We start from the raw sequence: 13,532 nt of genomic DNA on the forward strand, positions 1-13,532 counted from the left end.
GGTGTTGGGGTTGGTTCCCTGCTCGTGGGGCGGGGTAGGCTGCATTGGATTCAACACAGAGACGCAGAGACGCAGAGGAATTTCGGAGACTGAGAATGCCCGGTTGTGCGAGAGTGGTCCCACCTTCCACGTGAACGCCAGTTGACGACCGAGAAACTGTGCCGAAGGCCCTGGACTGCGTGCAGCCTGCTGCCGCTTTCCAGAGTCCATCCCGCTTTGCGGGACTGTGGCGATGGTGACCTTCGCGGGTGAGGGTGACGCGTCCGGAAAAGCTTGGCGACTTCGTCGCGATGGATTGTGCAGCAGGCTGCACTTCAGGAAAGCGGCAGCAGGCTGCACGCAGTCCAGGGACGCTTCGCGTCACAGCGTCCGGATCGTTCGGGTGTATCACACCTCACTGCTTCACTCGTTCTAGCACGACGGCCACGCGCTTGGGTGCTGGCACATGCACAATGCCGCTCCATGACACCGTCGCACCGCTCACCGTCGCACCGGTCTCCTCCTCCGCATCACCACCACACCCAGTCCCAGCACCAGCAGCAGCGCGCGGCTTGGTTCGGGGACCAGTGCGGCGATGCCGATGTAGCCGTCCGTGCTGAAGCGTGAGGTATCGAGTTCCATGCCCAGCGAGCCGAGCTCAAGATTGAGCGCGGAGAAGTCATACGAGTAGCTGGTCGGATTGGTGCTGCTCACGGTCACCCAGTCCAGGAGGTCCCAGACCATCCCGATTTCAAACGTTCCGGTATCGGCGGCAGAGAGGCGCACCGTCGTGGTGCCGGTGTTGTTGATCGTGAGTGCGCCCACGACATCGATCACGTCCGAGGTGCCTGCCACGGTGCTGGCTCCGAGGATGACGCCCCAGTTCAGTGTGCCATCGCCATTCCGATTCGCTGCTGCAGAGGTGCTGGTGCCGTTGGTGTGGGTGATCTGGAGATCGAGAATGGAACCACCGCTCGCACTGAGCGTGGAAGCGCCGGTGACGGTGAGGGTGCCAATGCCATTCGCCACGGTGGCATCGCCGGGCTTCAGCGTGCCGCCACTGGCCACGGTGAGTCCGCTGGTGGTGATGAAGCCGCGACCACCCAGGGTGCCTGTCGCGGTCACGTTCACCGCGCCGGTTCCTGTAGCGGAGCCGGTGGTGTTGTTGGCCAGCAAGGTGCCGGAGGTCACGGTGGTGCCGCCCGCATAGGTATTGTTGTTGCCCGTGAGGACGGTGATGCCCGTGGCGGTGTTGCTTACATCCACCGCACCAAGACCGGTGATGGCCTGGGAGAGGGTGATGGTGTTGCTCCTGCTGGTGCGCAGGGTGGAACTGGTGGCGATGGTGACAGAGGCATTCGAGCCCAGCGTTCCCGTGGTGCTGCCACTGCCCACCTGCAGGATGCCTGCATTCACATTGGTCACGCCGGTGTAGTTGTTCGTGCCTTCGAGAATGAGGGTGCCGGTTGTGGTTTTGTTGAAGTCGGCGCCGTTGTTGATCTCATTCACGTTCTTGAGGGTGCCCGAGGCAAAGACCAGATTGTCAATGGCTGCAACGCCTGCACCACCGATGTTGTGATTGAGCATGTCGAGACTGCCGCCGTCGAGGTTCAGTTTGCCATTGTGAGCGGCGGTCCCGGTGCCTGCCTGCACGATGTCGCCATTCACGGTCACCGTGCCACCGGTGATATTCAGGGTGCTGTTCACGGCGCCGCTGTTTCCTGTGTTGGCATTCTGCGTCAGCAGGGTGATGCCACCCGTGCCGACAATCACCGTGCCCCCTTTGAAGTCCACCGTGGTATTGAATGCACCAGTCGCGGCGGTGGTCGTGGTTCGACGGGAGATATTGATGGTCGTGGCATCCAAGGTGCCAGCCTCAAAAATGAACGAGGTGTTCACCGTTCCCGTACCCATGCGGGCCTGGTCCGTGATGGTCAGCGTGCTCAGCAGAAGATCCACGCTGTGCCCTGTGAAGTCCACGGCAAAGGACGCGTTGGTGGCGGTGCCGCTGCCTCCCACGCCGACATTCATGACTGCGCGGCTGGTGCCATCCAGAGCACGGACCGTCGCGGTGCCGGTGGTGGTGAAGAAGTCCAGGCGTCCGCCGGAGCGGAAGGCATTTCCCACATTGAGTGTATTCGTATTGATGACGTTGGTCCCGCTGCCCAGTCTGAGAACCATCTGGGCGTCACGACCGGAGTCACCCACGGAAACGGTGCCGGCGGTGATGGTGTTGTTCACCGCGAGAATCATGGTGGAGATACCCGTGGAGCCGGTGTTGGTCGAGGACACATCACCAATCCTGAGGATGCCGGCTGCGCCCAGATTCATCTGCAGTGAGTTCAGGCCGGACAGGTTGAACGTCGCATTGTTGTGGGTGGCCCCCGTGCTGCCTCCCACCTGCACGACGCCTCCGGCCTTCACGATGTTCATCGTGCCCGCCCCGGTGACGGTGAGATTGGTCGCGCTGGTGACACCGAGATTCGAGCCGATGGTCACATTGCCATTGATGGTCAGTGATTCGCCGGCACCGATGGTGATGTTGTTGGCCGTCGCGGTATTGGTTTGCACCAGGAGATTCCCTCCGAAGGTCGCACTGGCCGTGCTGAGGTCCAGGGCGCCCGAGGCTCCTGCGCCATTGGTCGCGCCAAAGATGAGGTGATTGGTGGAAGCGGAGAGTGTGAGATCTCCGCCAAACTTCAACGTGCCAGTGCCTGCCTTGATGAGTGCGCCAGTTCCACCCAGGGTGGTCGAGACGGTGAGCGTAGCGCTGGCATTCACATCGAACACACCGCCGTTCGTGCCCAGCGTGATGCCGCGGTTCGCATCATCGATGGCCATGGTCACCACGGCCTGCAGGGCGCCTCCGTCGAGCGTCAGTTGGTCCGCCGTGAATGCTGCTGGAGCAGCGCCAAGCGCGGATTCATCCGAGATGGCAAGCGTGCCGCCATTGACGAGGGTCTTTCCGGTGTAGCCGTTGGAGCCCGCCAAAACTGTGCGCCCCGCTCCGGTCTTCGTCACCGTGCCGGTGCCGTTGATGGTGCTGCTGATGGTCACGTCCGCGCCCGTGCCGTGGTTGAAGATGAGCGTGCTGTTGTTCGTCACGGTGCCGCTGCCGAGTGTTCCCGTCGTGCCGCCGTTGCCCACCTGCACGGTGCCGGTGGAAATAGTCGTGGCTCCGTAGCTGTTCGTGCCGGTGAGGGTGAGAGTGCCTGCACCTGTCTTGGTCAGGCTGAATGCGCCCGAGATGTTCCCTGAGATGTGGAGTGAGGCGTTGACGTTTGAGATTGACCAGGTCTGGTCTGCACCCAGCACCACCGGCGCGGAGATGGTGATGTTTCCAGCATTGTCCTGCACATCAAGGCCGGTGGTGGAGCTCGTGGGGGTGATGGTGAGCGAGCTGGAGGGAAGCGCTCCGGGGCTGATGACCACGGAGTTCACTCCTACGGGATTCGCGGTGAAGGTCAGCGTCTTCACGGTGAAGCTGCCATCGAGCGTCGTGTTGATGCTGCCGCCGATGGTTGGCGCATTGGTCGCGCTGAAGATCACATCCGTACTGCCAGCGGGAGTAGCCAGCGCATTGGTGGTGCCGGCCAGGTCGGTGGTCCAGTTGGTATTGCCACCGCTCAGCGTGCTCCAGCTGTTGTCGATGCCGCCGCGCCAGTACATCGTAGGTACGTTGATGGCCGAGATAATAAGCTGCAGCAGTGTATCGGTCTGATTGAGGGAGAAGCTGAATCCGCCCGGGGCGCTGTTGATGCTGTAGCTGCCACCTCCGGAGGTGAGACCACCGCCTCCCATGGAGATGAGGTTGTAGGTGCCGGCCGAGATGCCGCCGAGCGAGAACAGGTCAATCGTGACGGGGCCGGTCACCGAGGCCGTGGCACTCGCGCCGCCAAGAATCTGATCCACCGCGCTGCCAATTTCGAAGCCGAGGCTGGAGCCTGCTCCGAGATCCAGCACCACGCCAGTACCCGTCAGCGTGCGGGAGACCGCTGTGCCATCGAGGAAGTTCAGCGCCGCACCACCCGCCACCGTGATGGTGGTGCCGCTGGAGCCAAAGCCGCCATTGAGCACACCGCCAGTCACATTGATGGAGCCATTGATATTGCCCGCACTGGTGAAGGTGAGCTCAAAGGAGCCGTTCTTCACAAAGTTCAGCCGGTTCTCATTTGTGCCTGCGCCGCCCAGTCGTCCGGCGAAGGTGGCGTTCGCGCCGAGATTGAGCGTGAGCGTCGAGAGTGAGGAGTGGCCACCCACCACGGCATTGTTCGTGCCGGAACCCAAGGTCGCGAGCGAATCGAGCACGAGGTCGGATTTGCCTGCGGCACCACCGAGCTGCAACACACCGGAGGTCGCGCCCGCGCCGAGGGTCACGGCATTCGTGGAGGCGATGCGATTGTCCGCGCCGCCATCAAGAATGAGCCTGCCGTCCTGAATGGCGGTGGCGCCCGTGTAAGTCTGAGCCGTGGCTCCGGTGAGGCTCATGGCACCCGCGCCTGTCTTGGTGAATCCACCCGTGCCGGTGAGATCTCCGTTGAGGGTGAAATCCACGGCTGCGGCTGCGGAGTCTTCAATGTTGAAGGTGCGGCCCACCGCGCCCATGGAGAGGAGGCCGTTCACCGTGGCGCCATTGCCACCGTTCGCGCTTTCATAGTGGATGGCGCCGCCTGAGGCGCCGGTGAGTGTCACGGCGCTGTTGAGCGTGACATCGCGCAGGAGCAGGGCGTCACCCACATTGCCCGTGCCGGTGTTTGTGGTGCTGAAGGCATCGAGCGTCACTCCACCAGCAGCGATGTTGTTGATCACGCCATTCAAGAAGGCAAGCTGGCTCGTGTTGATGGTGCCGCCCGTCATGTCCAGCACGGTGGTGGCGCCGTCCACGATGAGGACACTCGTGCTGAGGGTGCTCGCCGTCTTGGTGATGTTTCCGTCAATGGTGAAGGTGCCGCCGGTGATGTTCAGCTTGCCGAACACAGAGCCCACATTCGCGAGGCTGCCCATGAGCACATCTCCTGCGGCGGTGAAGGTGCCACCGCCGAAGTTCAGCGTGCCGCTGCTCAGGCCGGCCCCACTCGTGCCGCCTGCCATGAAGCCGATGGTCAGTGTGTTTGTCGTGATGGCATTTGAGGAACTGGCACCGATGCTGAGTGTGCCGGTGGCGGTGCCCGTGCTGCCGCCGGAGGTTTTCTGACCAATCAAGAGCTCGTCCAGGGTGGCGATGAAGGTGCCGCCCGAGAGATCCATCACACCCACAGGAGTGGTGGCGGTGCCTGTGGAGTAGTTCACACCCACATGCAGGTCCGTGGCGACTCCCGCTCCATTGTTCAGGGTGAAGGTGCCACCGGTCGCAAGGGTGAGTGTGCTTCCATTCGGCGAGGCTTTCCCCACCGCCACCTGGAAGAGGGGAGTGGTGACGATGTTGGTGCCGCTGCCGAAGAGCAGCGTGTTGGTTCCGGTCAGGCCGCTGTTGTTCGAGTTGCCAAAGATGAAGGAGGTGGCGGCGGTGATGGTGTTGTTGGTGGCCAGGGTGACGTCGGCATTGGACAAACCACTGGTGGAGGTCGCGATGCTGAAGGTGCCGACGTTTGCGTTGAACTGCTTCAGTCCACTGAGGTTGAGCGTGGCCACCGAAGTCGCCGTGGTTGCGATGCCGATTTCCACCAGGTTCGAGCTGCCGCTGCCCACGCTCAAGGTGGCGTCCGGCGTGTTGTAGTTCACCGTCGCGGTGGTGTTGCGACCGACGGAGAAGTTGCCATTGATCGTGGTCGCTTCGCCGGAGAAGGTGGTGACGCTGTTGTTGCCGGAGAAGTTCCCATTGATGGTGGTCGTGCCCGTGCCTGAGAAGGTTGCGGTGCCACCGCTGATGGTGGCATTGCCTCCGATGGACGTGTTGCCAGTACCTGAGAAGTTTGCGATGCCAGCGCTGACGGTGAGATTGCCTGCGATGGTGAAGACGTTGCTCACGTTCAGCGTGCCCACGCCAGATTTCACCAGGCTGCCCGTGCCGCTGCCGGCGCCGTCCTGCAGATTGCTGAGGTTCACCACCGCACCCGTGCCCGCATTGATGGTCACGATGCCGTTGGTGGCGCCACGGTCGAGGGCGAAGGCTCCGGTGAAGCTGGTGATGCCCGTGTTGTTGACCGTGAGAGTGCGGTCACCGCTCGTCTGGCTGAAGTTGCCCGTGAAGGTGAGATCCGATGTGCCTCCGATGGTGGAGCTCAAGCTGAGCAGCACCGTATTTGCCAGCGTGCGGGCCGTGCCATCGCCCTGGAGCGTACCAGCATTCAGGTTCAGCAGGCTGGTGCCGAAGGCGAGATTGTTTCCTGCGATGAGGATGCCGGCATTCACATTCGTGTTGCCGGAGTAGACATTCGCTCCGCTCAGGAGCCACGTGCCTGCCTCCGCCTTGGTCACTGTGAGCAGGCCGGTGCATTGATCGATCATGCCGCTGATGATGTTCGGGTCGAGAGCGGTGCCCGCCGTGCCCTGCAGCGTGAGCGTCTTCGTGCCCGGCTGCACCACCTCCACACCTCCAGTGAGGACGAGAGCTCCCGTGCCATCGTTGTCGATGGTACCACCACCCGTGGTGCCGAAGAGCCAGATCTGCCGGTCCGTGGTATCACCATCGCCGGTGTAGAGCAGCACGCCCGCCGTGGTGGTGCTGCCGAGGCGGATGGCGGCATTGTCTCCCGTGGCCGCACCCAGTGAGCTGGCGCTTCCGGCATTCGCGAGCGTGCCGATGCTGAGCGTGCCATTCTGCACGTGCGTGAATCCGGTGTAGGTGCTCGTGCCACTGCTGAGCACCACCGTCTGGCTCGCGGTTTGTTTGATGAAGTTCATCGACCCCGCGAGACTTGGATTGATGGTGCCCTGGCTGGCGATGAAGGTGCCAGTGGCGCTGAGGGTGCCGCTGCCATTGAGCGCGGTGCCTGCGGCAAGGGTGACATTGCCCACGCTGGCGTTGAAGGTGCCCATGTCCAGCGTACCGGTCGCCCCGATGGTCAGGTCACCGGTGCCGATGCCCTGGTTGATGCCCAGGACCACGGTGCCTGCAGTGATGTTCGTCGCGCCGGTGTAGTTGCCAGTGCCATTGAGCGTGAGTGTGCCCGCGCCCGCCTTGGTGAGTCCGCCATTGCCGCCGCCACCGTAGCTGTTGCCCAGGGCGAGGTTCAGTCCATTCGTATCGATGGTCGCGCCACCGTTGAGAATGGAGATGGTGCGCAGGGAAAGGTCATCACCCGCGTACGTGGCGGACAGACGCAGCGTGCCGCCTGCAAAGACGAGATTGCCCGTGTCGCCACCGATGTTGTCCAGGTCCCTGATCTCCAGCACGCCTTCATTGATGGTCGTGCTCCGTGTGTTGCCGCCCGCGGCGTTGTTGCCAGTGAGCACCAGCGTGCCGCGTCCGGACTTGGTGATGTGTGCGTTGGAGATGAGCTGCGAGTTGATGGTCACGCTCAGCGTGGGCGTGGTCGCCACGGAGGAAGGATTCACCACGTGGAAGACGTATTCATTCGTGGCGCCCACGGAGATGCCAGCATCAAATCCGCCCAGCACAACCTGGTGTGCGGTGGATGCAGTGGCACCGGTGTTGAGCGTGAAGAGCATCGCACCGCTGGTCACGGTGAGCGCTCCACCGGCACCGATGCCGGTGACATTGAAGGTGGAGGCCGCAGTGCTGTTGTTGTGAATCACCAGCGCATTGATGGTTTTGCTCGCCAGTCCTGTGAGATCCGCGGTGAGGACTTCACGGATGTTCTCCGTGGCGATGGCGGAGGCTGCGTAGGTGTTGTATTCCGTCGTGAGGTTCAGCGCACGGAAGCCCTGGCCGGAGATGTAGCCGGCGAGCGAGTTGCCCATATTGGCATCTCCCAGACCCGCGGAGAATTCTTCTGCGATTGCCCAGGGTACGATGCTGATGGTCTTGGTTCCCGTGCCGCCACCACCCCCGACCATGGCATTCATGAACGTGGTCTGGTTCGCTGCCGTGCCGATGCGAAGCTTGGCGCGCTGGGCGGTGGTGGCGGTCATGTTGGTGCCGCGTACATTGAGCGTGGCGAAGTTGCTGCGCACAATGTCGTCCGCCACGATGGCGGTGACCGCGTTCGTAGCGGTACCTTCCAGGCGCGTGTAGTTCGCGCCGGAGTTCACCTGGATCACACCCACCGTTTCATTCAGCGTGTTCCCCTGGTCGGAGCGGATGGCCAGACCGCTCGGCTTGGTATCTCCGGACCAAGCGCCATCGGCCGAGTTCAGCGTGATGGTGGCGGTATCCAGGATGCGCGTGCCGCTTCGCGTGCCGCCGTTGTTGTCGATCATGAAGCTGCCACTCTTGTTGATGGTGAAGTTCGAGGCATCCATGGTGCCCAGCCCGCCAATGAAGAGCAGGCCGCTATTCACCGTCACCGTGCCGGTGAAGCCCGAGCCGCTGGCACCGGTGAGCGAGAGATTGGTGTTGAGCCCGGAGCCATTCTTGATGATCGCGCCACTGCCGGTGAAGACACCCCCGTAGGTGCCGTTTGCAGACCCGCCCACCTGATTGATGGTCAGTGTGTTGGTGCCAATGGCAATCGTGCCGGCGGAGATGCCCGTACTGGCATTGCCGCCGGAGAGCCGCCCGATGGCTTCATTGCTGGTGATCTGCAGCGTGGTCGCCTGGTCATCGGCAATCACCACCGCAGCGACATCTCCAATCGCATTGCCGCCGCTGGCGACCAAGGTGCCGCCATAGAGCTGCGTCACGCCGGTGTAGTCGTTGTTTCCGCTGAGGATCAGCGTGCCCGCGCCGGTCTTCGTCACTGCGGTGTTGGCCGTGATGGTGGAGGCGACCGTCAGACTCTGCGCGAGACTGTCCTGGGTGAAGATGAGCTCCGCCGTTGAGGAACTGAGCATGCCTCCCGTGATGGTGGCCGGGCCTGCGGTGACATTGGAGGTGACGAGGATGCCGCCGCTGGCGATGTTCAGGACTTCACCGCTGCCGATGGTGAGCGTCGAGGCCACGGAAGCGTCAAACCGCAGGCTGTTGATGGTGATGCAGTTCGTGGTGCCGGTGAAGGCTGCATCGTTGGTGATGTGATCACCGGTCACCCAGGTGGAGACATCATTCTTCACCGTCGAAGTCAGGGCGACGATATTTCCAGAGCCATCATTGCGCGCGAAGTGCGTGCCGGTGGCATCCGTGATGGTGAGATAACCACCGAGAATCCCGGTGGTGGCGTTGTTGGCGGTCGTGGTGGTGACGCCGCCGCTGACCGGCTGTACGATGCGCAGGGTGCCGGCCCCGGTGGCGCGCGTGATGGCTCCCAGGTTCAAGGTGACCGAGCGGCCTGTGCCGCTGGTGAGTTCGATTCTGTTGTTGCCACCGCTGGCCAGGGTGAAGCTGAGCACGGACTGGATGGTGTCTGCGTCGCCGTCGCCCAAAAGCTTGAGGGTGCTGCCGCGCATGTCGAGTGCGGCGGTGGAGCTCAGCTTGTCGGCGTTGTTGTTGCTGTAGTCGAGGACGAGCGTGCCTGCATCAATGCGCGCCGTGGTGGAGCCCAGCCCGCTGTTGTCACCCCGGAAGGTCACTTCTCCCAGGCCCTGCTTCACAATCGCGCCAGCCCCCGCGAGGTTCGCATTGATGACGCCGCGGAAGAGGTTGAATCCCTGGCCAGCGGCGGCGTTCGTCACGGTGAGCGTACCGGTGCCATCGATCTGTCCGGTGAAGTTGTCCTGCAGGTTGCCGAATTCCATGCGCTGCACCGTGAGGTTAAAGCCATTCATGTTCAGCGTGCTCGTCGCCGCCAGGTTGTCGCTGAACCAGAGGATGCTGGTCCCGGCGAAGGTCACGGCGTTGTTGGCTCCCAGATTCACCGTGGCACCCTCGCGGATGTGGAAATACGGACTGGAGGCCGGACTTGCCTCCCAGGCGATGACTCCGGTGGAGTCCAGGTTCACCACGGTGCTGGCGCCGGAGGCCACGAAGTCATCCGTTAGTGCGGATGGTGCGCCGCTGAAGGTCCAGTTCCCGCTGGTGATCAGCAAATCAGCCACGCCGCCGTCCTGGATGAGGCCGCCGGCAATGGTGCCTGCGCCGGTGCCGGTCAAAGTCAACGTGCTGTTTCCTGTCGCGGTGATGGCACCCGCGTAGGTGATGCTTCCGGAGCCATTGGCGCGCAGCCCGCTGGATGCCGTCATGGAGATCGCGCGATTGGTCGACTGATTGGTGGCGCCCACGAAACTCAGCGTGCCACCGACGAGTGTGATGCCATTCGTGCCCTGGCCCAGATTGCTGGCCGGGCCGTCATTGTTGCTCACCGTGCTGAAGGCGAGCACGCCTCCCGTATTCACCGTGATACCTCCGGTGAAGGTGTTGTTGCCGTCGAGTTGCACGGTACCGGCACCGGACTTGAAGATGCCTCCCGCTCCGGTGATGACGGAGCTGTCCGTGTAGCTGCCGCTGGCGTTGTTCCACCCGATGCGACCGGCCTGCACGTTCACGGTTCCCGAGTACCCGGCCGTGGTGCTGGTGACCACAAGATCTCCCAGGCCCGCCTTCGTGAGGGTGAATGCGCTGTTCACGGACAGCAGGCTGAGTGTGCCTGTGCCTGCGCCATTATTCGCGATATCGACGGTCGCATTTCCCAGCAGGGTGGCGGCGCCGATGAAGGTCAGGCCATAGGCGGTGCCCGAGGTGACGTCATTGGAGACGAGGGAGAGGGTGCGATTCGCCGCGAGGGTGAGCGCGCCTCCTCCGGTGCCACCGATGCTATGCGTGGTGACCGTGGCTGCGGCGTTGACGCGATCCACCAGGATGGTGGTATCGGCATTCACGGCCATGGCGCCGTTGAAGACCGTATTGGCATCATTGGTGAGGCGCAGCGTGGCGCCGTTCATGTTCATGACCAGCGACCCCGAGGCGGTTGCGATGAGGGAATTGGCGATGCGAAGTTCCAGCAGACCTTCATTCAGGTTGATGCCACCGCCTGATGCTGTCGTGATGTTGCCAGTGGTATTGAGAATCAAGGTGCCTGCACCGCTCTTGGTGAAGCCCGCCGTGCCGGACATCCCCGTGGAGTTGTCCGCGCCGCGATTGACCGTCAGCGTGCCGATGACATGGAAGAGCGCCTCATTTGCGCCGAATACGAGATTGATGCCGTTGTTGCCATTGTTGGCAATCGTGCTGGCGCCACCGGTCTGCAGGATGGCGCCGATACCGCCGCTGCCAATATTCAGTGTGCGATCCCCGGCGGGGCCGGTGAGGTCCACGCCGTTGTTCAATGTGAGGGAACCGATGGTCCGGGTCGTGGTGGTGGTCGTGCTCGCGGTGGGCATTGCATTGACCGTGGCGCCCGTCCACGCGGTCTCCGCCGACTGGTAGCCCGCGGTCTGTGCGACCAGCGAAGTGCCATCTCCACCATGTGTGGCGAAGCGGGTCACCGTGCCATCATTCACCACGGCCCAGGGCAGGATGGTATTGGTCAGCGGATTCGCCGTGGTCAGCACGACCTGGTTGAGCCCAGCCCCGAGGCCGGTTCCATTCACGTACAGGGTGCCGCCCGCATTGCGTGTGATCGCGGGAATGGTGAGGACGTTTCCACCAGCGCCCGCAGTGCTGTTGATCGTCAGGGCGCCTGCATTGAGCGTGAGAGCACCGAGTGTTTCCGTGGTGGGAGCGGCATTGCCTGTGAGGTCGAGCGTGCCACCGTTGCTGATGAACGGTCCGGCAACACGATTGCCGAGATTGGTCCCGCTGTTATCGAGCCTCAGCACACCGCGATTTCCAAGGACGAAGGAGGAAGCCCCGGCGAGCTGTCCATTCCCGCTGAGACGCAAGGTGCCGCCATCCACCTGCACCGTGCCGAGCATTGAGGCGGTGCTGTCCGCGGAGAGGTCGAGTGTGCCTGCGCCGGTCTTCTTGAAGGTGGTGCCGACCACTCCGGTGATGAGGCCGCCGTACGTCACGGTGTTCGAGGCGCTGAGCACTTGCAGCGTGCCGACCACGCCGCTGTTGATGGTGATGCCGCGGTTCGCATGGAGCGTGGGAGTCAGCGTGCCCGTGATCTGCAGTGTGCCGCCGCCGAAGGTGATGGCATCTGCCACCGGCGCTCCGGGTGCCGCGCCCAGATTGGCATCTTCAGAAATCGAAAGGATGCCGGCATTGATGATGGTCTGGCCGCCGTAGGTGTTGGCACCACTCAGCACCAGAGTTCCATCCCCTGTCTTGGTCAGCGTGGAGGTCGCGCCGCCACTGAGGATGGAGGCGATACTGGCCGTGAGATTGGAGGCCACACTCATGTTCACGCCCGTGGCGGAGAGTTGCAGCGTGCCGCCGTTCAGCGAGACCGTGCCTTCCTCAAACACCAGCCCGCCGATGTTTTGCGTGCCTGCGACGGTGACGAGGTAGGGCCGGGCCGCATTGCCTCCGGCAGCGAAGACCGCGATGTCAAAAGGGGACGCAGCGTTGTTCCACGCGGCGGTGGTGCCGGTGCCATCCAGCGCGGTGTTCCAAAAGGCATTGGTGCCGTCCCAGGTACCGGCGGGAGCACCGCCACCCGCTCCGGGGGTGGTGCCGTCGATGTCCCAGTAGAGCGTCGCCGCTCGCGCGGTCGAGGAGTAGAGGCAGAAGACGGCGGCAGTGGCAAGGAGGAAGCGTCTGGTGTGCTGCATACTCAGTGTGGATGAAAAGGGCTGGCCTAGGCCGGAGCGGCTGACCGAGCGCTCCATGGCGGCGACCCGGGTGGACACCACGACGCGAGCCGCACACAGTCTCTCTGCATGCGGCCTTCTTCCGGGGGTGTCAGATGGAGGAAAATGACCAAAAGGTGTCGTGCGATGGTGGCGGTAAATCCTTTGCGACTACGATGAAGTGACACCGCCCTACTTGGGTTTTGTCCTGGCAGTGTCATTCAGCACAAAAATCCCCTCGATTTTTTTCAGTCGCTCAAAAGAAATCGTAAGGCTCCGCACCCACCCTGAGAAGCCCAAATTTAGGATGGAGACTTGGGCGAGTCTGATTCGCCCTCGTGGATGCGAATATTCTTCATGCCTATGGAATTTAAGGGTGGCGCGACGTTGCGAAATGCATCATCCGCGGTCGGCCATGTCGGCTGACTCGTATCGAAAAAACTGTGGATTTTGTCCGGCGCTCCCCCTAAGCTCCTTTCAGGGGTCGGCCTTTGTTCGACCTTTCGCGCTGTCTGCGATTGGTGGCCTGTGCAGGCCGATTCCAGCGCTCGTAGCAGTCCTGAGCAGAAATGGAGGGTATCATGACCACTTACCGTGTTGTGCTTGCGTCCCTGGGGACCGTTTTCGTCGAAGCGGATTCGGTCATGGAAAACGAAGGCCGTGTCTCATTCTACCGCGGAGAGCATATGTGCGCCGAGTATGCGTCGGCATCGGTGCGGCGGTATGAAGCGACGGAGATGGCCCAGTGTTCATTTCCTGTGCCCGAGAGGGAAGACTCGCAGAGTCCGTGAGTAGAGCGAGTGATGAGCGGCTGGGAAGAGTGACATGGATCTTGCGAAGATCCGTGGTGCACTCAGGACCTTTGTAATTCGACAGGTCAAAAG

General features: G+C 62.5%; 1 protein-coding gene. It reads right to left on the reverse strand.

The annotated features are described in order from the left end of the window. Positions 1 to 480 precede the first annotated feature (480 nt). The gene (locus tag DES53_RS21900) at positions 481 to 12,630 is read right to left on the reverse strand and encodes an autotransporter-associated beta strand repeat-containing protein (RefSeq protein ID WP_170157298.1); all 12,150 of its coding nucleotides are present in this window, start codon (positions 12,628 to 12,630) and stop codon (positions 481 to 483) included. Between the last annotated feature and the right edge of the window lie 902 nt (positions 12,631 to 13,532).

The sequence above is a fragment of the Roseimicrobium gellanilyticum genome (assembly GCF_003315205.1).
Taxonomy (GTDB): Bacteria; Verrucomicrobiota; Verrucomicrobiia; order Verrucomicrobiales; family Verrucomicrobiaceae; genus Roseimicrobium; species Roseimicrobium gellanilyticum.